Consider the following 23,731-nt stretch of genomic DNA (forward strand, 5'->3'; position numbering starts at 1 on the left):
TGAATTCCGGTGAAGGCTGCGCAGCCAGCAAGGGCATAGACCGAACGGGTGGCTGTTGCGGGGGGCCTCTTTATCGGGCGTGGCAGACAGCTGGGACCGCAGCGGCGTACACGAGCGTGACGCGCCGCACAATGACTGTGGGTGGAGCAACTATAAGAGAATCGTCCGAGCCTCGCAAAAATATTAAATGGGGTCAGAACACATTAAATATTGCACCATCACAACTCCCATTTTAAATAGGGACACATTATCTTTGATCCACATTGGCACCATGTTGGTGCGCAATATCAGGGCAACTACGTTGACTCGGTCCCCGCCGCTTCGGCATCCGGAATAACCGACTTTCTTGGTCGACCTTTAGGCAGCGGCTGGACGCGTCGCGTCGCGTGGCGTTCAAGTTGCATCATGAACGCGTCGCTACCCAGTGGCCAGCCGCTGTGGGCGTGTTTCTGCAGCGTGGCGAGCGTGCGGCCCGACAAACCCTCGGCCGTCAGCGCGCGGTAGTTGGACTGCCGCTCGAATGGCGTATTGCCAAGACCCCAATAGATGGAGTGATCGCTCACAATCGGGTTGGATTCGAAGCCCGCGTGATGGCGGTAGCTGCTCCACCGGTCAGCCTCGGGCGCGATGACCTCGCCGGCCCGCACGGCATTGCCCTCCGCATAGAGCATGGCCGGGAGCAGCCAGGTATCTGCCTCGATGACAGCCGAGCGGAAGCGTCCCTCCCAGAGGGTGCCGGTGCGCTCGGCCACGCGGTTGAAATGGCGGGCGTAGCGGCGCCCAACCGCCTGCATGGTCAGGCTCAGCGAATCGGGGCCCTTGGGGGAGGCTACCAGATGGATATGGTTGGGGCGCAGCGCGTAGGCATGGATGGCCAGCTCATGCTCGCGGGCAGCCATGCGCAGGCAATCGAGGTAGTGCAGGTAGTCGTCTGCCCCCAGGAACACGGGCTGGCGGTTGTTGCCGCGCTGCAACACCATGGCCGGCAAGCCGGCGGGAGAGAAACGGGGAAGGCGGGCCATCGGGCATCCCGGTCGAAAGATGCCCGCATCATAACCTGATCTGTCCCCGTTTTCGGATCAGCCGATCGAGTTGCTCTCGCTGACGGCGAAGATGCGCCGGTGCTCGCGGATGGCATAGCGATCCGTCATACCGGCGATGTAGTGGGCGATCAGGCGCGGCTGGTCGGCGCCATGGCCTGCCTGGTACTGGGGCGGCAGCAGACGCGAATCCTGCATGAAGGCGCCGAAGAGATCCGTGATGATGCGCTGCGCCTTGGCCGACATGCGCATGACCAGGTAGTGCCGGTACAGATGCCGGAACAGGAAGCGCTTCAGCGCGGCGGCTTCTTCGTGGATCTTCGGGCTGAACGACACCAGCGGCCCCGCCGCCCGCACGTCGTCGATCGACTTCGGATTGGCGGCGGCGATATTGCGCCCGGTGGTCTCGATCAGGTCGACGATCAGCGTATTGATCATGCGCCGGACAGTCTCGTTGATCGCCCGGCGCCCGTTGATACCCGGGAACGCCGCTACCACCTCGGCGCGGTGGCGGCCCCACATCGGCACTTCGTCCAGTTGTTCCAGCGTCAGCAGGCCGGAGCGCAGGCCATCGTCGATATCGTGGTTGTTGTAGGCGATTTCATCGGCCAGATTGGCCAGCTGGGCCTCCAGCGAAGGCTGTGCCCCCTCCAGGAAACGCCGCCCCAGTTCGCCCAGCGCCGCCGCATTGACGCGCGAACAGTGCTTGAGAATGCCTTCACGCGTCTCGAACGTCAGGTTCAGCCCGTTGAAGCCGCCGTAGCGCTCCTCCAGTTCGTCAACCACCAGCAGGCTCTGCAGGTTGTGCTCGAAACCGCCATGATTCTTCATGCAGCCGTTCAGCGCATCCTGCCCGGCGTGGCCGAACGGCGTATGGCCCAGGTCATGGGCCAGCGAGATCGCCTCGACCAGATCCTCGTTGAGCCGCAGGTTGCGCGCGATGGAGCGGGCGATCTGCGCCACCTCCAGGCTGTGCGTCAGCCGCGTGCGGAACAGGTCGCCCTCGTGGTTGACGAAGACCTGGGTCTTGTATTCGAGCCGGCGGAAGGCCGTGCTGTGGATCACGCGGTCGCGGTCGCGCTGGAATTCACTGCGCGAGGACGAGGCCGGTTCGGCATGCACCCGGCCGCGCGTCTTTGCGGAGCGCGCGGCGTAAGGGGCGAGATGGGCTTCGAGGTCGGTCGCTGGAGCGGTGGTGGTCATGCGGGCAATCCGTTATTCCGTTGCTGGTTCAGGGTTGCAAGGCATAACCAGGCGCTTACGCGACCGGTGCCTCTGCGGGAGGTTTCAGGACGGCGTGGCGCAGCGTGTCACGCAGGTCCGGGTCCGGTACGGTGGTAATGAATGCTTCGCCAAGCTTGCGCAGCAGGATGAACTTGATGCTGCCGGCTTCGGCCTTCTTGTCCACCTTCATCAGCTCGATATAGCGGTCGATCCCCAGGTCCGGCGCCACCACAGGCAGCAGTGCCGCCTGCGTCAGCGTACGGATGCGCGCGCGGGTCTCGACGTCGATAAACCCCAGGCGATGCGACAGATCGGCCGCCATCACCATGCCGCAGCCCACCGCCTCGCCATGGAGCCATTCGCCATAGCCCATGCCCGCTTCGATGGCATGGCCGAACGTGTGGCCAAAGTTCAGGATGGCGCGCAGCCCGCCTTCGCGCTCGTCCTGCGCCACCACGGCGGCCTTGATCTCGCACGAGCGGCGCACCGCCTCGGCCATCAGGACGGTGTCGCATGCATTGAGCGCCGCGATGTTGTCCTCGATCCAGCCAAAATACCCGGCGTCGGCAATCGCGCCGTGCTTGATGACTTCGGCCAGCCCGGCGGCCAGTTCGCGCGGCGGCAGGGTCTTCAGCGTGTCGATGTCGGCGATCACGGCGTTGGGCTGGTGGAACGCCCCGATCATGTTCTTGCCCAGCGGGTGGTTGATCCCCGTCTTGCCGCCGACCGACGAATCCACCTGCGACAGCAGCGTGGTCGGCATCTGCACGAACGGCACGCCGCGCATGTAGCAGGCGGCGGCAAAGCCGGTCATGTCGCCCACCACGCCACCGCCCAGCGCGATCAGCGTGGTCTTGCGGTCGGCGCCCGCCCGTAGCAGGGCGTCGAAGATCAGGTTCAGCGTTTCCCACTGCTTGAAGCGCTCGCCGTCCGGGAGCACCACCGTACGCACGGTCTTGCCCAGGGCAGCCAGCACCGCTTCGACGCGGGCGGCATAGAGCGGGCCCACCGTCTCGTTGGTGACGATGACGGCATGCTGGCCGCGCACATGCGGTTGCAGCAGGTCGGCGCGGTCCAGCAGGCCGCCGCCGATGTGGATCGGGTAGCTACGCGCCCCGAGGTCGACTTCCAGCGTGATCATGAATGGGTGTCCTGCGCCGGCTGCCCTGCCACCGCGTCGGTGTCGGGGGCGGTTTCCGCGGGCGGAAACGTAAAACCGGCCATTTCAAGTTGCATGAGAACCATATTAGCAAGCTGTGCCACGGTCGGCTTGCCGGTTTCGATAATGAAGTCCGCCACTTCGCGGTAAAGCGGGTCGCGCTGGGCGTAAAGCGCCTCCAGCCGGCCCTTGGGATCTTCGGTCTGCAGCAGGGGACGGTTGCGGTCGTGGCGCGTGCGCAGCCACAAGTCATGCGGACTGGCGCGCAGGTAGACCACCGTTCCGTTGGCTTTCAGGGCCTCGCGGTTAGCCTCGCGCAGCACCGCCCCCCCGCCTGTGGCCAGCACGATGCCGGTGCGGCCGGTCAGTTCTGCAATGATCTGCGCCTCGCGGTCCCGGAACCCGGCCTCGCCCTCATGCTCGAAAATCACCGGTATCTTCACGCCGCAACGCGCTTCGATCTCGTGATCCGAGTCGAAGAACGGGTAATCGAGGCGTCGGGCCACCGAGCGGCCGACCGTGGTCTTGCCGGCGCCCATCAGGCCAACAAAGAAAAGATTCGGGCGATTGGCTGTCACTGGACTGTCTTGCGCGAAAAGGCTCGGGGCTTTGGCACGCCGCCCGGGCCACCTCGCTGGCGTGATTCATACGCCATTGTGCATCATTGCGGTCCGGTTCCGGCTGGCCGTCGGTACCGCCAACGATGCCGCGAAAAGGAAAAAGGCCGCGTCGGATACCGACGCGGCCTGCCAGTCTACTGCATCCGGGCCCCCTGCTGCACCCGGACGGTGTTATTTCAACGATACGCTGTCGTTCAGGATGCGCGGCGTCAGGAACACCAGCAGCTCGGTCCGGTTGTTGACCTTGGCGTTGTTCTTGAACAGGTTGCCCAGCACCGGGAGATCGCCCAGCCAGGGCACCTTGTTGACGGTGTTCGACTCGTCCTGGCTGTAGATACCGCCGATCACCACGGTGCCGCCGTTCTCGACCAGCACCTGCGTCTGCACGTGCTTGGTGTCGATGGCGAAGCCGCTGACGGTCTGGATACCGACGCTGTCCTTGTTGACGTCGACGTCCAGCAGCACATTGCCTTCCGGCGTGATCTGCGGCGTGACTTCCAGCTTCAGGTTGGCCTTGCGGAACTGGACCGACGTGGCGCCGCTCGACGTGGCGGACTGGTACGGCAGTTCGGTACCCTGCTCGATCAGCGCCTTGATGTTGTTGGCGGTCACGACACGCGGGCTGGAGATGACCTTGCCCTTGCCATCGGCTTCCAGCGCGGACAGTTCCACGTCCAGGAACCGGCCCGCAGCGGCATTGAAGATACTGAACGCCGCGGTAGCCGGGTTCGCGCCATTGATGGCCGCAGCCGGCAGGCTCAGCGCCGGCGAGAGGTCGTTCGTGGCGCCCGGCAGCGAGTTGCCGTAGTTGGTGCTCAGCGAGCTGCCCGACTTCGGCATCGCGAAACCGAGCTTCACACCGAGGTTACGGCTGAAGGTATCGCTGGCCTCGACGATACGTGCCTCGATAATCACCTGACGCACCGGGATATCGATCTTCTGCAGGAAGACCTGCACTTCCTGGAGCTTCGAACCGATGTCCGACACGAACAGCTGGTTGGTACGCGGGTCCGCCGTCAGCGAGCCGCGCTTGGACAACATGCGCGTGATGGCGGAAGTCCCTGCGCCACCCATCGCCGGGGCGGCAGCGCCACCGCCACCGGCACCCCCGGCCACTGCCAGGCCCAGCAGCATTCGGCGAACGTCGTCGGCGCGTTGGTAGTTCAGCTGGAATACCTGGCTGCGGATCGGCTCAAGCTCGTTGATCTGCTGCTGCGCTTCCAGTTCGAGCTTTTCCTTCGTGGCCAGTTCGGCCTTGGGCGCCACCCACAGCACGTTGCCGTTACGGCGCGATGCCAGGCCCTTGGAATCGAGCACGATCTGCAGCGCCTGGTCCCACGGCACATCCTTCAGGCGCAGCGTCAGGTTGCCCTGCACCGTGTCGCTGGTGATGATGTTCAGGTTCGTGAAGTCGGCAAAGACCTGCAGCAGCGAGCGGATGTCGATGTTCTGGAAGTTCAGCGACAGGCGCTCGCCCCGGTAGCCCTGCCCCGAGATCAGCTTGTTCGGATCTTCCTTGACCTGGCGCACCTCGACCACGAACTGGTTGTCAGTCTGGTACGAGCTGTATTCCCAGTTGCCGCGAGGCTCGATCGTCAGCCGTGCCGAGCCGTTGGCATCGCTGGCGCGCATGGCCTGCACCGGCGTGCCGAAGTCGGTCACGTCGAAGCGGCGGCGCAGATCGTTCGGCAGTCCGGTGCCAAGGAAGTCCACCACCAGGTGCTGGCCCTGCTGCTGGATATTGACGCCCGACTCGCGCGACGACAGGTCCACCACCACCCGGCCGGCACCATCGGTGCCGCGGCGGAAGTCGATGTTGCGGATCAGCGTACGGTTTGCCGCCACGGGCTGCATTGCCGGCGCCGTCGGCGCGAACGTCGGCACGGCTGCAGCCGCCGATTGCGTCACGTTGTCCATCAGCACCACGAACTGGTTGCCGCGCATTTCCGTGCGGTACGTGGCGTTGCGGGCCAGGTTCAGCACCACACGGGTGCGGTCACCGATCTGCATCACATTGGCGCTCTTGAGCAGCTTGCCCGCGTACTCGTACTGCGCGCGGCCCTTCGCAAATCCCGTATCGAAGAAGTCGATCGCGATCTTTGCCGGGTTCTGCGTCGTGAAGTCCGCAGGCTTCTGCGATAGCGGACCCTGCAGGTCGACCGTAAATACGGTCTGCTCGCCAACCACGTTGGCGTCTACCTGCTTGAGCTGGTTGTTCTGTGCCAGTGCGGCCGGAGAGGCCAGCACGAGCGCCATCGCTGAAGCGCCCGCAAGCGCCCGGACCCAACGTGCCGTGATCATGCGGATGCCTCCAGCTTCAGGCTGGTCATTTTCTCTTTCCAATCTGAGACCCCTTCCCGAACCAATTCGCGCAACACGATCTCCTGATCGCTGATGCGGACCACCCGGCCATAGCTCTGGCCGAGATACTGACCCACCTTGACGTGATGGATCTTGTTATCTACGCGTACGACACCGTAGGTCTCGCCGTTTTTCTTCAGCATGCCGAGCATCTTGAAGTTCTCCAGCGGATAATCTTCAAGCGGCTCGTGTCGCCGTCCGGCCTCCGGCGACTCAGACATCGTCTTGTTCAGATCGCCAATCTTGGTCTGCGCAAACGGCTCCGGCGACGCGCGCCCGCCGTACTCGCGTGGCGTGTACGACTTGACCTCGGGCAACGGTTCCGGCGCTGGCGCCTTGGCGGCGCGTGTCTGCGTCATCCACTGGCGCAGGTCATCGTCATCGCTCTGGCCGCAGCCGGCCAGTGCCACCACGGCCAGCGCGGCGGCCGCAAGCGTATGCAGCGCGGCGGGTGGACGTCGGGTCAGGCGGCTCACTTGGCGCCTCCCTTCTTGTCCTTCTTGTTCTTCGCGGCGGCGTCGGCGGCAGCCCTGCGCTGCGCGGCCTGCTCGTCCGGATCCAGTGCGCGATAGGCCATCGCCACCCCTTCCATCGACAGCGTGCCGTCCTTGCCGACCGACATGTTCAAGTTACGCATGGAAACGATCCGCGACAGGGCCGCCACGTCGGCATTGAACAGTGCGACGTCGTGATAGCGGCCGGTGACCTTCAGGTTGACCGGGATTTCGGCAAAGTACGGCTTGATGGTGGCCGCCTGCGGCTTGAACAGCTCGAACTGCAGGCCACGCGCCACGCCGGCGTGGTTGACGTCTGCCAGCAGCGCATCCATTTCCGTGCTGTTCGGCAGTTGCCGTTCCGCCAGGGCCACGCGCTTTTCGACCTCGACCTTCTGCTTGCGCAGTTCTTCGAGATTGGCGACCTGCGACACCTTCGACTTGAACTGCTGCTTCAGCTGCTCGTGTTCGGCGTGCTTGCGATCAAGCTCGTCGCTCTTGTCGCTCCAGTAGAACTGCCAGCCAAGCCCCAGCACGATCACGGCAGCCAGGACAGAGAACAGCACGCGCGGCGCGGCCGGCCAGGTTTCCGGCTCGTTCAGGTTCAGACCGCGGAACTGCGTGGTCAGGTCCTGCAGGGAGATATTGGAATTCAGCGCCATGATCAGACCTTGCCCTTCGCCGGCTTGTCCGCAGCTGCCGGTGCACCTGCCTTCTTCTTGTCAGCCGGCGGCTCCGGCGCACGATAGGCGAAACGCATCGAGAAATCGAACAGCCGGCGCTGTTCACGCAGGTTGTTGGTCATCACGATCGCCTTCGACTCCACCAGCTCCGCACGATCCAGCCATTGCACCTGGCCGATGTTACGCAGCAGCTCCGACACGCGTTCGTTGGACTGTGCGACGCCAGCGACGACAAAGGTGTCGCCCGTCTGCTTGAGCGAAGTCAGGTACACGCCTTCGGGCACCTGACGCACCAGCTCTTCCAGCAGCTGCACGGGCAGGTTGCGCTCGGCCTGCAGGCTTTCGATGGCGCGCTGGCGATCCAGCAGTGCCTCGATATCCTTCTTGAGTGTCATGACTTCCTTGATCTGCCCGTCCATGCGGGAGTTCTCGGTCGCCAGCGTCTGGTTGAGATGGGTCATCTCATCGATTTTTGAATCGATGAAGAAGCCGCCGATCAGCACGACCAGCGCTCCCGCGCCCGCCGCACCGCCCAGCATGGTGTAGACCTTCTTGCGCCGGGCTGCCTTGCGCGCCTCGTGATACGGCAGCAGGTTGACCGACGGAATGGTATTCGTCGTCGTGGACATGCGAGTCCCCCCGGGGTGGCTTATTGCAGGCCGCGCAGCGCCAGTCCCGCACTGACGATGTAGGCAGGCAGGTCGCGCTGGAGATAGCGCTCGTTGACCTTGCCTGCGGTCGTCATGTTTGCGAAGGGATTGGCCAGCGTGGTCGTGATCTGCGTCTGTTGCTGGATCGCCGCCTGTACACCAAGCAGCGACGCGTGCCCGCCGGAAAGCAGGATCTCGTCGACGCGGCCGAGGCTGGAGCTGGCAATGAAATTGCCGATTGCGCCCTGCACCTCCATGGCCAGCGCTTCCAGCGACGGCTTGAGCAGTTGCCCCCGCCACGCCTCGGGCAGCGTGTTCTTGCGCTTCTTGATTTCGGCCTTGAGCGCATCGAGCGTGAACATGCGTGCGGCGCTTTGCGTCAGCTGGTCGCCATAGCTGTTCAGCGGCTGCTCGTAGAGTTCCTTCCAGCCCTGGTAGAAGATGGCCTTGGAACGGCTGCCGCCCAGATGGACCACGGCCACCACGGGCAGGTCCTTGGCGTCGGTTTCGTTCAGGCCGGCGGGGACGCCGAGCATCTGCACGACCGAGCGCTGCACGGCGTACTCTTCCACGTCCATCACCTGCGGCTTCAGGCCCGCCATCTCGGCGGCCGTCACGCGCTCCTGGACACGATCACTGTTGGCGGCCGTGACGCGTACGCCGATGCCGCCTTCCGTTTCGCTGGGACCAATCACCGCGAAGTCGAAATTCACCGCCTGGGACGGCGGATAGAGGCGGTGCGCCTCGGATTCGACCTGCGAATAGAGTTCGTCTTCGGACAGGTTGTCCGGCAGACTGACCGTCTGGGATTCCGTCAGCATGGACGGCACGCCCAGGACTACGTCCTTGGTGCGGATGCCGGCCTTGCCGAGCGCGCGCTTGAGCGCAATCCCGACAGCTTCGATGTTGACCACGTTGCCATCGGCAACGGCGTTGCGGTCCAGCAGTTCGCTGGCGCATTTCTCCAGCCGATAGTCGTTTTTGCCTGCCCCAACGGACAGCTCAACGACCTTGACGCTGGACGAACCAATATCCACGCCGACCGTAGTCCGGCGCAGAAGACCCGACAAGATGCCCCGTCGCAAGGTTGACCCCCTGACATTTGAACTCGCCCACGGCATGTCCGCTCTAATGGTGCGAGCCAGTTTCTTGGATGAAACGTTTGCTCTTTTATGTTCGTGGATTCTTACAAAATCCGGAGGCGCTGGCAATGTGCCGGTTTGACCACGCTTTCTTTTTCGGAAGGTCCCCACGAATCCGTTGCCAAAATCCGACGGTCTGCAACCCCGCCATCGGGTGGCATCGTCCTGACACGATCGGTGCGCGCCAACTTGCGCGCTCCCCCGCAACACGCACCCCGCCCTGAGGCATCGCCCGCCAGCCCGCGCCACGCCTGCGTCCTGCAGCACGTGACAGACTGATCTCAACGACATTACATCTTGTAACAGCGCGGTAGCGACTTTCGCGGCACAGCGTCGCGGGAGCCGTCAGGTACCGACGATATAATCCCGGGCACTCTTGTTAGGTAAACCCTTATGGCCACAGCACAACAGAAGCCGTCCCTTCCCGTCCGCCGTCCGTTGTGGGCGCGCATCACGTTCTGGGTACTCGGGCTGCTTGCTGCCGGTCTCGTAGCCGTGGCACTGCTGGTGGGCTATGCGCTGGTCGTGGCGGCGCCGAACCTGCCGTCGCTGGACACCATCACAGACTACCGGCCGAAGATTCCGCTGCGCATCTACACTGCCGACAACGTGCTGATCGGCGAGTTTGGCGAAGAGCGCCGCAACTTCGTGCCGATCACCGAGATCCCCGACGTCATGAAGAAGGCCGTGCTCGCCATCGAGGATGACCGCTTCTACGAGCATGGTGGCGTCGACTTCGTGGGCGTGATGCGTGCCGGCCTGGCGAACCTGCGTGGCGGGCTGTCGCAGGGTGCGTCGACCATCACGATGCAGGTGGCGCGCAACTTCTTCCTGTCGAGCGAGAAGACCTACACGCGCAAGATCTACGAGATGCTGCTGGCGTACAAGATCGAGGCCAACCTGACCAAGGACCAGATCCTCGAGCTGTACATGAACCAGATCTACCTGGGTCAGCGCGCCTATGGCTTTGCCAGCGCGGCGCGCGTCTACTTCGGCAAGTCGATCAAGGACGTGACGCCGGCCGAGGCCGCGATGCTGGCCGGGCTGCCGAAGGCGCCGTCGGCCTACAACCCGGTGGTGAACCCGCGCCGCGCCAAGGTGCGCCAGGAGTACATCCTGCAGCGCATGCGCGACCTGCGCTACATCACCCCCGAGCAGTACGACCAGGCCGTGCGCGAGGAACTGAAGGTACGCAGCGAGGGGAACGAGTTCTCCACGCACGCCGAGTATGTGGCGGAAATCGTGCGCCAGCTGATGTACGCGCAGTATCGTGAAGAGACCTACACGCGTGGCCTGACCGTCTACACCACGCTGAACAAGGCCGACCAGGACGCCGCCTACGAGTCCGTGCGCAACGGCATCATGACCTACGAGCGCAAGCACGGTTATCGTGGCCCCGAGGCATTCATCGACCTGCCGTCCGACGCGGCCGAGCGCGAGCAGGCCATCGACGACGCCCTGGTGGAGCATCCGGGCAGCGACGACCTGCGTTCTGCCGTGGTGACCAGCGTCACGCCGAAGCAGGTGAAGGCGACGCTGCTGTCCGGCGAGGTGGCGACCATCGAAGGCACCGCACTGCGCTTCATCTCCCCGTCGCTGTCGGCCAATGCCCAGCCCAAGGTCAAGATCCGCCCCGGCGCGATCATCCGCGTGACGCAGGACCCGAAGGACAACTCGTGGTCGGTGACGCAACTGCCCGAGGTGGCCGCGGCGTTCATCTCGCTGAGCCCCGAGGACGGCTCGATCCGTTCGATGGTGGGCGGCTTCGACTACAACCGCAACAAGTTCAACCACGTGACGCAGGCCTGGCGCCAGCCCGGTTCCAGCTTCAAGCCGTTCATCTACACGGCGGCCCTGGAAAAGGGTTTCTCGCCGGCCACGGTGATCAACGATGCACCGCTGACGATCGGCCCGGACACCGGCGGCCAGGTCTGGGAGCCGAAGAACTACGACGGCAAGTTCGAGGGCCCGATGACCATGCGCCGCGCGCTGGCCAAGTCGAAGAACCTGGTGTCGGTGCGGATCCTGCGCGCGATCGGCACGCAGTACGCCCAGGACTACATCACGCGCTTCGGCTTCGAGGCCGACAAGCATCCGGCCTACCTGCCGATGGCGCTTGGTGCCGGCAGCGTGACGCCGCTGCAGATGGCCGGCGCCTACTCGGTGTTCGCCAACGGCGGCTACCGCGTGAATCCGTACCTGATCCAGCGTGTGGAAGATTCGCGCGGCAAGGTCATTTCGGAGACCCACCCGCAGAAGGCCGGTGAAGACGCCGTGCGCGTGCTGGATGCCCGTACCGCGTTTATCGCCGACAGCATGCTGCGCGAAGTGGTGCGCAGCGGCACGGCCAACCCGGCCAAGCAGCGCCTGGGCCGCAACGACCTGGCCGGCAAGACCGGTACCACCAACGACGCCGTGGATGCGTGGTTTGCAGGCTACACGCCCAAGCTGGTGGCGATCGCGTGGATGGGTTACGACCAGCCCAAGAGCCTGGGCGTGCGCGAGACCGGTGGTGGCCTGGCGCTGCCGATCTGGGTGGGCTACATGAGCAAGGCACTCAAGGGCGTGCCCGAGAGCCCGGATCGCCAGCCGCCCGAAGGGGTGGTCATGGCGGCCGGCGACTGGACGCTGGAAGAGAACGCGGCCGGCGCCGGGGTGGCGTCGGTGGGCCTGGGCGATCCGTGGCCGGGCAAGCCGGAGGAAAGCTCGCGCCCGCCGCAGGACACCGAGCAGGAAAAGAAGAAGATCCTGGAAATGTTCGGCGGCGCCTGACGGCGTTCGCCAGCAACAAAAAACCGGCCCTGGTGGCCGGTTTTTTGTTGCGCCGCGAGCGCTTTACTTCAGCGTCAGCGTGGTGCCCGCCTGCAGGCTCATGTAGCCCGACAGCGCCGCGTACAGCTCGGCCCCGCTGCGGGTGTCCACCCACCGGGCGCCATCGTGGCGGAAATGGAAACCGCCGGCCTTGGCCGCCACCCACAGTTCCTGCATCGGCGCCTGGCTGTTGACGATGATCTTGGAGCCGTCCTCGAACTCCAGTTCCATCACATTGCCGGTACGGTTGATTTCCACATCGGCATCGGCGGCGTCGGCGGCCGCTTCGATATCGGCTTCCAGCTTGTCCAGGGCCGCACCGGCCAGCACCAGGAACTCGGTCTCGTTGAGGGGGGGCATGCTACACTCCAAGGCCGCCGGCAGCCCGTTTCCACGGGTATTCGGACCGGCAAATCAGATTGATGGAAAACGGGAAAGCCGTGCGCTTTCCGCAGCCATCCGAAAGCCATCCAGACAATGAAGGACTCCCCGATGCTGCGTCGTGGTGCGATTGTATCGGCCTTTGCCGCCCTGCTCGCGATGCCCCTTGCCGGGTGCGGCATTCGCGGCCCGCTCTATATGCCCCGCGTACCGGCGGAGCCCACGCCGCCCACGGTGTCCGATCCGGGCCTGGGCCAGCCGGGCGCCACCCCGCCCGCGGCGCGTCCGATGGGCGAGCCCGCCACGTCCACGCCCACCGTCGCCGAACCCGCAAAGAGCAGCTCCGCCCCCTCCGCACGCTGAGTGCAAGCCAGAACATGACTGATTTTTTCCTTCGCCGTGAAGACGGCACCCTGACCGTCGAACAAGTACCGCTGGCCCGCATTGCCGAGGAATTCGGCACGCCCACGTACATCTATTCGCGCGCCGCGCTGACCACGGCGTACAACGCGTATGCCGCCGCCTGCAAGGGACGCAACGCGCACGTGCAGTATGCGGTCAAGGCCAATTCCAACCTGGCCGTGCTGCAGGTGTTTGCAAAGCTGGGTGCCGGTTTCGACATCGTCTCGGGCGGCGAACTGCTGCGCGTGATTGCCGCTGGCGGCGACCCGCGCAAGGTGGTGTTCTCGGGCGTGGCCAAGAGCGAAGCCGACATGACGCTGGCGCTCGAGCACGACGTGCGCGGCTTCAACGTGGAATCGATCCCGGAACTGGATCGCCTGAACGCCGTGGCCGGACGCCTGGGCAAGCGCGCCCGCGTGTCGCTGCGCATCAACCCGGACGTCGACGCGAAGACCCACCCCTATATCTCCACCGGCCTCAAGGGCAACAAGTTCGGCGTGGCGTTCGAGGACGTGCTGTCCACCTACCGCACCGCCGCCGCGCTGCCGCATCTCGAAGTGACCGGCATCGATTGCCATATCGGCTCGCAGATCACCGAAGTGGCGCCGTATCTGGAAGCACTGGACAAGGTGCTCGACGTGGTCGAAGCGCTCGAGGCCGAGGGCATCAAGCTCGAACATATCGACGTAGGCGGCGGACTGGGCATCACCTATGACGACGAAACCCCGCCGGACATCACCGGCTTTGCCACGACGCTGATCGATCGCGTGGCCGCACGCGGCCATGGTCACCGCGAGGTGCTGTTCGAACCGGGCCGCTCGCTGGTGGGCAATGCCGGCGCGCTGCTGACGCGCGTGGAGTTCCTGAAGCCCGGCGCGGCCAAGAACTTCTGCATCGTCGATGCCGCGATGAACGACCTGGCCCGCCCGGCCATGTACGAGGCCTACCACCGCATCGAGCCGGTGGCGCCGCGTGCGGATGCCAAGATCACCTACGACGTGGTGGGTCCGGTATGCGAATCGGGCGACTGGCTCGGCCGCGACCGCGCGCTGGCGGTGCAGCCGGGCGACCTGCTGGCCGTGATGTCGGCCGGCGCCTACGGCTTCGTGATGAGCTCGAACTACAACACGCGCGGCCGCGCGGCCGAGGTGATGGTCGACGGCGACACCGTGCACCTGGTGCGCGAACGCGAACTGCCGGCCGACCTGTTCCGCGCCGAGCGCCTGCTGAACGCCTGATTCCGGTTCAGGCCGAAAATAACGAAAGGGCGACACTGCGGTGTCGCCCTTTTTCTATGGTGCCGCAACAGCAGTGCGCGGCCGGCGCAGCCACCACCAGATCCGCATGGCCAGCAGCACAAACACCACGGCCGCATAAATCGAAACTTCTCCAAAATCGTGCTTACCGGCCTTGTGCCACCAGTAATGCAGGATAGCCAGCACGGCAATGGCATAGATCGATCGATGCAGCAACTGCCAGCGCTTGCCGCCAAGCCAGCGGACCATGGCGTTGGTCGACGTGGCGGCCAGCGGAATCATCAGGACGAACGCGGCGAAACCCATCGTGATAAATGGCCGCTTGCCGATGTCCTTGATCATGTAGGCCAAGTCAAACCCACGGTCCACCGCCAGCCAGAGCAGGAAATGCTGCACCGCGTAGAAGAACGCAAACAGGCCCAGCATGCGGCGCAGGCGCAGCAGCCAGTGCCAGCCCGTGATCCTGCGCAGCGGCGTGACCGCCAGCGTCACGCACAGCATCACCAGCGTCCAGGTGCCCGTCGACCGGGTCACGAATTCCAGCGGATTGGCACCAAACTGTGACGTCGTGCCCAAGTACATCAGGCGCAGGAACGGTAGCAGCGCCAGCAACCAGACCAGCACCTTCAGTGTCTTCACGCTCGCTGGTGCGAGCATCGCCAGACCGCCCGGCGTACGCCGGCTGGCCTGGGATGCGCGTGCCGGCGCCGCCGCACGCGGATCGCGCTCGGCCATCAGAAGTTCTTCCTCAGGTCCATGCCCTGGTACAGCGATGCCACCTGCGCGCCGTAGCCGTTGAATGGCAGCGTCTTGCGCTTGGGGGCGAACAGCGCGGAAAACCCGCCGCCGCCCTTGTCTTCGCCGATGCGGCGCTCGGTGGCCTGGCTCCAGCGCGGGTGATCCACGTCGGGGTTCACGTTCGAATAGAAGCCGTACTCGTTGGCGGCGGCCAGGTTCCAGCTGGTGGGCGGCTGCTTGTCGACGAAGCGGATCTTCACGATCGACTTGGCGCTCTTGAAGCCATATTTCCAAGGCAACACCATCCGTACCGGCGCGCCGTTCTGGTTCGGCAGCACCTCGCCATAAAGACCGAACGTCAGCAGCGCCAGCGGATGCATCGCCTCGTCCATGCGCAAGCCTTCGCTATACGGCCAGTCGAGTACGCCGCTGCTCAGGCCGGGCATCTGCTTCTTGTCGGCCAGCGTGATGAACTGCACAAACTTCGCGCCCGGTTGCGGTTCGACGCGCTTGATCAGTTCGGCCAGCGGATAGCCGATCCACGGAATCACCATCGACCAGCCTTCGACGCAGCGCAGGCGGTAGACACGCTCTTCCATCGGTGCGAGCTTCAGCAGTTCGTCGAGATCGTAGACCTTGGGATGCTTGACCAGGCCTTCCACCGCCACTTGCCACGGACGCGGCCGCAGCGTGCCGGCATTGCGCGCCGGGTCGGACTTATCGGTGCCGAACTCGTAGAAATTGTTGTACGTGGTGATGTCCGTGTACGGCGTGCGCCTTTCGGTCACGGCGTAGGCACTGTTGAGCGTGGCAGGCAGCTTCGGCAGCTTGCCCGGCGCCTCCTGCGCAAACGCCTGGCGCGCGAACCATGGCGAGGCCAGGCCGGCGGCCGCGGCGGCACCGCCCATCGCCAACAGGCGCCGGCGCGACCGGTACAACCGTTCGGGCGTGATTTCCGACGCGGCGATATCGTCACCGCGCAACCATTTGGGAGAAGGGATCAGCATGTTTCGCAGCGTTGGGTAGGACTTGCAGCATTGGACATCAAAAGCCGCGGGAAGGTGCGCAGCCGTCCGGCCGTCCGGAGGCCGTGCGGGCGGCTATCCCCGCTGGTATTGCTGGTAGACCACCTGGGCCAGCGCCAGCAGCCGTTCGCGCTCCAGCGGGCCCGCCAGCGCGAAGCCCAGGTCGCGATCGACCCAGTAGAACGCCATCGTGGCATGCCCGGCGGGATTTCGGGCAGTGGTACGCGGCGGCATCCGTTCAAGCCGGAACGCAGTGTCCGGGGTGCCCTGCGCCATGCGCCGCAGTTGCAGCGACACGCGCGTGCCGGCGTCGTCCTCGTACATCAGGATCGCCATGGGGCCGCCCTCTGACGCGCCAAGGCGCCCGCCGATCAGCCGGAAGCCCTGCGGATGCAGGTCGGGCACCTGCAGCGACGCACCGAGGCGCTTTGACAGCCAGGCGATCAGATGGGCCTCGTCGCTGGCGGGCACCTCGACGACATGCCTGACCTCTGGCGCGTAGACCACGTAGCTGGCCAGCGCCTCGCGCGCAAACCGCTCCATTGGCGCGGCCGCCACGGCATCGGCACCGACGCGGTCGCGGGCATACCATCCGCCGGCGGCGCCCACCACCAGCGCGCACAGGCTGGCGGCCAGCGCCATCGGCCACGCCAGGCGCACGCGGGTGGCACGGCCGCCCTGGGCATGCAGCTGACGCGGCAGTGCAGCCAGTGGCACGGCTTCGTTGAGCACGCCATCCAGCCGGGCGTGCAGCGCGGCGGCCTGCTGCCGCCAGGCTTCCACCTTGCTTGCCGCCTCGGCATCGGCGGCCAGGTACGCCTCGACCTCCGCCCGGCGCGGGCCGTGCAGCTGGCCATCGGCATAGGCGTGGAGATCGGCTTCGCTCACCGGTGTCTGGGGGCTCATCATTTCACCCGCTGCAGCACATTCGGCGCCGCAACGTCCTTCGCACCGCCATCGAGCAGACGGCGCATCTGTTCACGGGCACGGCTCAGGCGTGACATCACCGTGCCGATGGGGACTTCAAGTACCTGCGCAGCTTCCGCGTATGAAAACTGCTCCAGGCTGACCAGCAGCAACACCGCCCGCTGCGCTTCCGGCAATGCGTCCAGCGCCCTGAGCAGGTCGCGGCGCAGGCCCGGATCGTCGCCGGGAACGGCCACGTCGGGCGGCTCGTCGGTCACGCTGATCAGATCCGCGCGACGCAGCCCGTTCAGGCGCAACCGGTGCATCAGCGTCAGCAGCCACGGCAACAGACCGTCTGCGCCGTCGCCCCAGAGCGATCCGGGACGCAGGCGGAAGCGCCAGCGGTAGCGCAAGGCACGCTCCAGCGTGTCCTGCACCAGGTCGTCGGCCAGCGCGGCGTCGCCGGTCAGGCCGCGCGCGTGGCGCCGCAGTCGCGGCGCCAGCGCCACCAGCTGGCGTTCGAACCCATCCATGCCGTGGTTGCCGTGCGCTCAGCCACCCAGGAATCAGGGCTTCGCCACGTGCCAGACGTTGTTGAGGTTGTCGCCCGCGCGGTCGCCCGGCTTGGCATCCTTGGCAAAGCGGTACAGCGGCATGCCCTTGTAGGCGTACTGGCGCGTACCATCGTCACGCGTGATGATCGAGTAGCTGCCCGATGCCGACTTGCCCGGCTCTGCCAGCAGCGGCGGCCAGTTGGTGGCGCACATGCCGTTGCAGGCGCTCTTGCCGCCGTTGGCGGGATCGCGATCGAACGTATAGAGCGTCAGGCCCTGCGGATCAGTCAGCACGCCGTTGGTCACCTTCACGGTCGGCGGCATGTCGCCAGCCCCCGAGCCCATGCCCATGCCGGAACAGCCAGCCAGCAGGATCGTTGCGGCGCCAGCAGCGATGACAAACGGACGAAGTGCGGATACAGCAGTGTGGCGAGTATTCATCTTCAGGTCTCCTTCTCCGGGGCGGTGCCGACCGTCGGCGCCGTGTACCTTCAGTAAACACCCGATGTGACGTCCTTATTCCGTTTGCATCGAAAAAAAGTGGCGCCTTCGAGCGAAAAGTGCCTTTTAGGTTGCCTGAATTGAGATATGCCGTGCACATCGGTCGGGCCGGAAAGAACAAAAGCCTGTCGCAAGGGACAGGCTTTTGATTTGGGGCCGCCGACGAATCAGAGTTCGCCGTAGCTGTGCAGGCCGGACAGGAACATGTTCACACCCAGGAACGCGAAGGTCGTGACCAGCAGGCCCACCAGCGCCCACCAGGCGGCCATCGTGCCGCGCAGGCCCTTCATCAGCCGCATGTGCAGCCATGCCGCGTAGTTCAGCCAGACGATCAGCGCCCAGGTTTCCTTCGGGTCCCAGCTCCAATACCCGCCCCAGGCCTCGGCTGCCCACAGCGCGCCAAGGATCGTGGCGATCGTGAAGAAGGCAAAGCCTACTGCAATGGCCTTGTACATCACATCGTCAAGCAGCTCCAGCGACGGCAGGCGCTCTGCCAGGATGCCCCGCTGCTTGAGCAGGTATGCCACCGACACCATCGCGGCCAGCGCAAACGTGCCGTAGCCGATAAAGTTGGCCGGTACGTGGATCTTCATCCACCAGCTCTGCAGCGCGGGCACCAGCGGCTGGATCTCCTGCGCATTGCGGGTGACCGTGTACCAGAGCAGGAAGCCCACGGCTGCTGACACCACCAGCATCACGAACGGCCCCAGCGCCCGCGTGGCGTAGCGGCGTTCGTAGTACAGGTAGAACAGCGAGGTGATCAGCGTGAAGAGAACAAAGACCTCGTAGAGGTTCGAGATGGGAATGTGGCCGATATCCGCGCCAATCAGGTACGACTCGTACCAGCGCACCATCAGGCCCGTGAAACCCAGCACCACCGCCGCCCAGCACAGCTTGCTGCCGATGCTCGACCCGGTGTCCGATCTCGAGGCAAACCCGACCCAGTAGAACAGCGTCGACAGGAACACCAGCGCGCTCATCCACAGGATGGCCGACTGGCTCGACAGGAAGTACTTGAGGAAGAACGCCTGCTCGGCGCGCGCCAGGTTGCCCTGGTACATCTGGATGGCAAGCAGCGACAGCACCGCAATACCCAGCATCAGCGGCCGCACCGCCTTCCAGTGCCAGCCAAGCAACGCGAACGTGGGCACGGCGGCAATCAGCACGGCCTTGTCGTATACGTTCATCCAGTGGCCATAGCGGGCCAGCGCAAACCCGGCGCCCAGCACCAGCAGCAGCGCAAACGCCCAATCGACCCAGGTCAGCCGGCGCAGGAACGAGGGTTCAAGGAAATCGGCTTCCAGCTGTGCCGGGTCATTCGGCACATTGCCGGCTGCGGCATTTTGCCGCGGCGTCAGGCCTGAGGAGGCGTGGTTGAGATTGGAGGACATGGCATTCCTGCTCTGCGGTGCGAAGCACCTGTAATGTCTGCGGTATCAACGTGGCGCGGCAGGCCGGGAATCTCGCACTTCCGGCCGCCGGAAAGCCCTCTTTCTACTATAGCGACGGCCCCTGCTTATCATCCGGCCCTGATGCGTCGGATCGCGGTGCCGCGTGCGTCATCGGCGCGGCGCCGTCCACTTGCGCAGGCGTCACTTCCGCGTCCACGGCACGGCCGACGTCATCGCGCAATGTGACGAATTCCTTCTCGAAATCCATCGTGCGGCGCTGCGTGGACATGGCCATCAGCACGTGACTGCCGGCGGAGTTTCCTGCGTCGGCAGGTTGCTTGTCCTTGACCCAGATCCAGACCCGGCGCTCGCGGATATAGAACATCGCGAACACGCCCAGCACCAGCAGCAGGCAGCCAAGATACACGATGTTCTTGCCCGGCGCACGGGTCATCTGGAACACGCTGGCCTTGACCTCCTGGAAGTCGTCGAGCTGCAGGAAAACGGGCGCCGCATAGAAGAAACTGTCCGACAGCGCGTTGATGGCCTGCTGCAGGAACTGGCCGCTTTGCGCGTCGTTGGGGATCACGGGCAGCTTGTCCTGCTCGCGCGCCAGTTGCCACAGTTCCCACATCGAGCCGTTGAGGATCTTTAGCAGGACATCGGCCGCCTTCTGCTGCTCGCCCTGCGGCACCGATTTTTCGAGGAAGGCGGCAATGGCGGTGAAGCCTCCGGGCGGCGCGTCGGGCGACGTGCGCGTGGCGCCGGCGAACAAATCCATGGCCCGCTGGGCGCTTTCCGCCAGTTGCTTGCGCAGCACCGCCTTGTCGTCGCCGGGCATCGACACGGCGGCAAAGCGGCGTGCAGCCTCGCCGCGCATGGCACTGCTCTGCAGCGCGGCGCGCAGGCGCATCCAGTCGGCCACGCTGCGCTGGTCGTCGGCGGGAATGCGCAGATAGCGGAACTGTTCGCTCGGCGAATCGCGCATGCCAGCCAGGAATACGGTCTGGCCGTCGAGTTGCACCGGCAGCATGTAATTGTTGAACTCGCGCGCCTGTCCGGTGCGGTCGCGCAGCTTGTACTGGACCGACGGACCCACGTTGCGCAGATTCTTTTCCTTGTCCAGGCTGGCCGCCGCGCCCAGGTGCTGCTCCAGCGCACCCAGCGACGACTTGCGCGCCACACCGCGCACATCGGCCTTGCCCGAAGCGTCAGTGACGGTCTCGACATTGATCTGCCGGAAATCGCTGAATTCGACCGTCAGGCTGTCCTGATCCGCGGCCGAGCCCGTATCGCTCAGTTCCACATTGCCGCCCACGGTGCCCGCGATCGGGAACGTGCCGTGCGTGCTGCCCGTCATCGGGTAGCCAACGAACTTCAGTTTCGAGCCGCCGTCCTCGAAGCTGGACTGGTAGATCGCCACGCCATCGACAATCAACGGCTCGTTGACCTTGATCGTCGCCGCGGTCTGCTTGCCCGTGGCGCGGTCGGTCACCACCACGTCCGACGCGAACAGCTTCGGCATGCCGGTGGAGTAGTAGTCGACGGTGAACTTCTTGAGCGTGATCGTGAACGGCAGATCCTGCACCAGCGCGCCATCGGCAATGTTCAGGATGGCCGTGGAGACGGTGGCGCCCTCGGGCACGAACGCGTTGCCGCGGAATCCGGGATTAGCCGGCGACAGGCGGTGCTTGGCTGGAATCTCGCTGATGATGGCGTTGCCGGCGATGGGCGTCTTGCCGCCGAACCACATCTGCGCGCGGATCAGCATGTCGCCGTCCAGCAGGCCGCCCACGCAGATCACGACGATGGCCGTGTGAGCCAGGATGTAGCCAAGCTTGTTGGCCGAGCCTGCCTTGGCGGCCAGCAGCGTTGCGCCATCGTGCTCCACCGGCTTGACGCGGAATCCGCGGTTGCGCAGCAGCGCGCCCAGGCGGGCCACGGCTTCCGCACGGCCGCGCGGCGCCTCGTACTCTCCGCGATGGTGGAACGCGCGCAGGCTGCGCTCGCGTACGTGGTCTTTCCACGAGCGCATGTCCACGATCATCTTTGGCGCGTTGCGCGCGATGCACAACGACGTGGAGATCACCAGGAACGCCAGGATCAGCAGGAACCACCAGGAGCCGTACACCTTCTGCAGCGACAGCGTATGGAACAGGTCCGCCCAGAACGGCCCGAACTGGTTCACATAGTTCGGATACGGTTCATTCTGCTTGAGCACGGTGCCGATGACGCTGGCGATGGCAATCACCGTCAGCAGCGTGATCGCGAAGCGCATCGAGGACAGCAGTTCGACGGCATCGCGCAGCACGCGGTGTTGGGTCTTCAGGTGCAGCCCTGAAGTGGATGGGGTCGACATGTGCGGTAAAGCCTGAAAGCCGGTTGGGCGCTATTTATGGTCGGCGCCAGTGTTGCGCGCCGATGTGACGCGATATGGTGCCGCTAAAAATGAAAAAGGGTGGACATGCTTTGGCAAGCAGGCCACCCTCTTCGATTGTTGCCCACGCGTCCGGTTCATCCCCCGAGGGATTCTCCGGACATGCAGGCCTGATACGACTTAACGGACGCCGGCGACGTAATCCGCCACCGCCTTGATCTCGGCATCCGACATCCTGGCGGTAATCGTGCTCATGACCGAATTGTTCTTTCGGGTGCCCTGGCGGAATGCCACCAGTTGCGCTTCGGTGTACTCGGAATACTGGCCTCCAATGCGCGGATACTGTGCCGGAATGCCGGCGCCGGTCGGTCCGTGGCAGCCTGCACAGGCCGGCACGCCCTTGGCGGCAATACCCCCGCGGTAGATCTTCTGGCCTTCCTCGATCGTTACCTTGTTCTTGGCCGTGGCCGGCTTGAGCTGCTGCTTGGCAAGGTAGGCGCCGATGTCCTTCATGTCCTGGTCGCTCAGTGCCTGTGCGTACAGCGACATGATGGCGTTATCGCGAGACTTGGCCTTGAAATCGGCGAGCTGCTTGTGAACGTAATCGCCCTGCTGGCCCGCCAGCTTGGGATTGACGGCGGCCGTGCTGTTGCCGGCTGTACCGTGGCAGGAAAAGCATGCCGGGACATTGCGATCGGGAACACCTTGCGTGTAAAGCGTCTCGCCCTTGGCGGGATCCGCCTTGGCGGGGGCCTGCTCTGCGGCAGATACCAGCCCTGTCATCGCGCCCAGCGGAACTGCCAGCGCCATGACTCCCAAAAGTTTCGCAATGCGGTTCATCCTTACACCTTGTGAGATTTTGTTATGAACACCGTAATGCATGCCGGTCGTCCTTATCCCCCTGCCCGGCGGTGAGGAAGCGCCATGGGGCAGGAGCCGGTAACGCGTATGCGCGACGTCCTATTCTTGATCAGGGACAATATGCCCGATCCATTTTCAGAGTTCGCCGATGACATCCGGCAAGGATGCCACACGTCACCCGCTCAGGAGACCGTAAACCGGGTTATTGTACAATAAATCGCTTTCCGGATTGACTTAGGTCAGTGTCTGTGGCGACGTCTGCACTGGCCCCTTGCCAGCGCCCTGCCCGCCAGCTCCACGTATTTGCGCATGTCCCTTCTACAACAGGCCCGTTTCTTCGATACCGTCAACCATCTGCGCGACCTGCCGGCCACGGCAGTTCCCGAGGTGGCGTTCGCCGGGCGTTCCAACGCCGGCAAGTCGACGGCCATCAACACACTGTGCAACCAGAAGCGGCTGGCGTTTTCGTCCCGCACCCCTGGCCGCACGCAGCATATCAACTACTTCACCGTCGCCCCGGTCAAGGCGACCGATCCGCTCGGGTTCCTGGTGGACCTGCCGGGCTATGGCTACGCCGAGGTCTCGGGCAGCGCCAAGTACCACTGGCAGGGCCTGCTTTCCGATTACGTGCAGAGCCGCACCCAGCTGGCCGGCCTGATCCTGATGATGGACGCGCGCCGCCCGTTTACGGACCTCGATTGCCAGATGGTGGAGTGGTTCCTGCCCACCGGCAAGCCGATCCATGTACTGCTGACCAAGGCCGACAAGCTGACCAACAGCGAAAACGCCACGGCACTGCGCGAAACGAAGCGCATGCTGGCCGACTACGCGGCCCAGATGGACAATCCGCCGGCCATGACCGCCCAGCTGTTCTCCAGCCTGAAGCGGCGCGGCATCGAGGAAGCCCAGCGCGTGGTGGCAGGATGGCTGGCATTGCCCGAGGCCCAGCCGCCCGAGGCTGCCGCCGGCGCGCCGCAGGCGTAGGTACGCCCGAATTCTCGTCATCCGCATCCGGACCGGCCAAAAAAAAGCCCCGTTGCAAGCAACGGGGACGAACTTTCCCACCGGTTCAGGGCGGGTACCCGCTCAGGGAGGAGTAGCGGGGGACACAGCGCTGCGCGAAGCAACACAGAGTGTCCGCGAGTATGATAGCGG

22 protein-coding genes are annotated in these 23,731 nt (G+C 64.7%); 4 read left to right on the top strand and 18 right to left on the bottom strand.

The window, feature by feature from the left end; translation table 11 throughout:
- Positions 1-296: 296 nt before the first annotated feature.
- The 9 genes from A9J21_RS01495 to pilM form a co-directional block, all read right to left on the bottom strand.
- Positions 297-1,022 (bottom strand): transposase, encoded by a 726-nt coding sequence (locus A9J21_RS01495; protein ID WP_066731196.1) that lies wholly within the window; start codon positions 1,020-1,022, stop codon positions 297-299.
- A 57-nt stretch (positions 1,023-1,079) separates the two neighbouring features.
- Positions 1,080-2,243 carry a deoxyguanosinetriphosphate triphosphohydrolase gene (locus A9J21_RS01500; protein WP_066731197.1) on the bottom strand — a complete coding sequence of 388 codons (1,164 nt, stop codon included), beginning with the start codon at positions 2,241-2,243 and terminating at the stop codon, positions 1,080-1,082.
- Between the two features lie 55 nt (positions 2,244-2,298).
- Positions 2,299-3,405, bottom strand: a complete 1,107-nt coding sequence (gene aroB / locus A9J21_RS01505) for a 3-dehydroquinate synthase (RefSeq protein WP_066731199.1) — start codon at positions 3,403-3,405, stop codon at positions 2,299-2,301.
- Positions 3,402-4,001, bottom strand: coding sequence for a shikimate kinase (locus A9J21_RS01510; RefSeq protein WP_082926170.1), 600 nt, complete (start codon positions 3,999-4,001; stop codon positions 3,402-3,404). Before A9J21_RS01510 ends, aroB begins: the two co-directional genes overlap by 4 nt.
- Before the next feature lie 213 nt (positions 4,002-4,214).
- Entirely contained in the window at positions 4,215-6,344 is a 2,130-nt protein-coding gene (gene pilQ, locus A9J21_RS01515; RefSeq protein WP_066731203.1) for a type IV pilus secretin PilQ, read from the bottom strand.
- Positions 6,341-6,880, bottom strand: coding sequence for a pilus assembly protein PilP (locus A9J21_RS01520; RefSeq protein ID WP_082926171.1), 540 nt, complete (start codon positions 6,878-6,880; stop codon positions 6,341-6,343). The genes pilQ and A9J21_RS01520 overlap by 4 nt, the downstream gene beginning before the upstream one ends.
- Complete coding sequence (locus A9J21_RS01525) at positions 6,877-7,560, bottom strand: type 4a pilus biogenesis protein PilO (RefSeq protein WP_066731205.1); 684 nt, start codon at positions 7,558-7,560, stop codon at positions 6,877-6,879. The genes A9J21_RS01520 and A9J21_RS01525 overlap by 4 nt, the downstream gene beginning before the upstream one ends.
- 2 nt (positions 7,561-7,562) lie before the next feature.
- A complete protein-coding gene (locus tag A9J21_RS01530; RefSeq protein ID WP_066731207.1) occupies positions 7,563-8,210 on the bottom strand; it encodes a PilN domain-containing protein in 648 nt (215 codons plus the stop codon).
- A gap of 20 nt (positions 8,211-8,230) precedes the next feature.
- Positions 8,231-9,301, bottom strand: a complete 1,071-nt coding sequence (pilM, locus tag A9J21_RS01535; RefSeq protein ID WP_066731210.1) for a type IV pilus assembly protein PilM — start codon at positions 9,299-9,301, stop codon at positions 8,231-8,233.
- A 465-nt stretch (positions 9,302-9,766) separates the two neighbouring features.
- On the opposite strand from pilM, the gene A9J21_RS01540 reads away from it, so the two are divergent.
- Positions 9,767-12,145, top strand: a complete 2,379-nt coding sequence (locus A9J21_RS01540; protein WP_066731212.1) for a penicillin-binding protein 1A — start codon at positions 9,767-9,769, stop codon at positions 12,143-12,145.
- A gap of 63 nt (positions 12,146-12,208) precedes the next feature.
- On the opposite strand, the gene cyaY is transcribed toward A9J21_RS01540, so the two are convergent.
- Positions 12,209-12,544 (bottom strand): iron donor protein CyaY, encoded by a 336-nt coding sequence (gene cyaY / locus A9J21_RS01545; RefSeq protein WP_066731214.1) that lies wholly within the window; start codon positions 12,542-12,544, stop codon positions 12,209-12,211.
- Positions 12,545-12,676: 132 nt separating this feature from the next.
- Here cyaY and A9J21_RS01550 point away from each other — a divergent pair, with 132 nt between their 5' ends.
- Both A9J21_RS01550 and lysA read left to right on the top strand, forming a co-directional pair.
- Complete coding sequence (locus A9J21_RS01550; protein WP_066731275.1) at positions 12,677-12,928, top strand: LPS translocon maturation chaperone LptM; 252 nt, start codon at positions 12,677-12,679, stop codon at positions 12,926-12,928.
- A gap of 14 nt (positions 12,929-12,942) precedes the next feature.
- On the top strand, positions 12,943-14,205 hold the full coding sequence (gene lysA / locus A9J21_RS01555; RefSeq protein ID WP_066731215.1) for a diaminopimelate decarboxylase: 1,263 nt from the start codon (positions 12,943-12,945) through the stop codon (positions 14,203-14,205).
- Between the two features lie 54 nt (positions 14,206-14,259).
- Here the strand turns inward: lysA and msrQ are convergent, their stop codons facing one another.
- The 8 genes from msrQ to A9J21_RS01595 all read right to left on the bottom strand — a co-directional run bounded on the left by msrQ (position 14,260) and on the right by A9J21_RS01595 (position 22,555).
- A complete protein-coding gene (gene msrQ, locus A9J21_RS01560; protein WP_082926173.1) occupies positions 14,260-14,958 on the bottom strand; it encodes a protein-methionine-sulfoxide reductase heme-binding subunit MsrQ in 699 nt (232 codons plus the stop codon).
- The gene (gene msrP / locus A9J21_RS01565; RefSeq protein WP_066731217.1) at positions 14,958-15,968 is read right to left on the bottom strand and encodes a protein-methionine-sulfoxide reductase catalytic subunit MsrP; all 1,011 of its coding nucleotides are present in this window, start codon (positions 15,966-15,968) and stop codon (positions 14,958-14,960) included. The genes msrQ and msrP overlap by 1 nt, the downstream gene beginning before the upstream one ends.
- Positions 15,969-16,061: 93 nt before the next feature.
- Positions 16,062-16,892, bottom strand: a complete 831-nt coding sequence (locus A9J21_RS01570; protein ID WP_404851337.1) for an anti-sigma factor family protein — start codon at positions 16,890-16,892, stop codon at positions 16,062-16,064.
- A complete protein-coding gene (locus A9J21_RS01575; RefSeq protein WP_066731220.1) occupies positions 16,892-17,425 on the bottom strand; it encodes an RNA polymerase sigma factor in 534 nt (177 codons plus the stop codon). The genes A9J21_RS01570 and A9J21_RS01575 overlap by 1 nt, the downstream gene beginning before the upstream one ends.
- A 33-nt stretch (positions 17,426-17,458) precedes the next feature.
- Complete coding sequence (locus A9J21_RS01580; protein ID WP_066731221.1) at positions 17,459-17,887, bottom strand: hypothetical protein; 429 nt, start codon at positions 17,885-17,887, stop codon at positions 17,459-17,461.
- A gap of 227 nt (positions 17,888-18,114) precedes the next feature.
- Positions 18,115-19,338, bottom strand: coding sequence for a c-type cytochrome biogenesis protein CcsB (gene ccsB, locus A9J21_RS01585; protein WP_066731222.1), 1,224 nt, complete (start codon positions 19,336-19,338; stop codon positions 18,115-18,117).
- A gap of 106 nt (positions 19,339-19,444) precedes the next feature.
- The gene (locus A9J21_RS01590; protein ID WP_066731223.1) at positions 19,445-21,697 is read right to left on the bottom strand and encodes a cytochrome c biogenesis protein ResB; all 2,253 of its coding nucleotides are present in this window, start codon (positions 21,695-21,697) and stop codon (positions 19,445-19,447) included.
- A gap of 198 nt (positions 21,698-21,895) precedes the next feature.
- Complete coding sequence (locus A9J21_RS01595; RefSeq protein ID WP_066731224.1) at positions 21,896-22,555, bottom strand: cytochrome c; 660 nt, start codon at positions 22,553-22,555, stop codon at positions 21,896-21,898.
- Positions 22,556-22,885: 330 nt separating this feature from the next.
- Between A9J21_RS01595 and yihA the strand changes: the two genes are divergently transcribed.
- Positions 22,886-23,560 (top strand): ribosome biogenesis GTP-binding protein YihA/YsxC, encoded by a 675-nt coding sequence (gene yihA, locus A9J21_RS01600; RefSeq protein WP_066731225.1) that lies wholly within the window; start codon positions 22,886-22,888, stop codon positions 23,558-23,560.
- The last annotated feature ends 171 nt before the right edge of the window (positions 23,561-23,731 follow it).

The organism is Cupriavidus sp. D384, from assembly GCF_001652915.1.
Taxonomy (GTDB): domain Bacteria; phylum Pseudomonadota; class Gammaproteobacteria; order Burkholderiales; family Burkholderiaceae; genus Cupriavidus.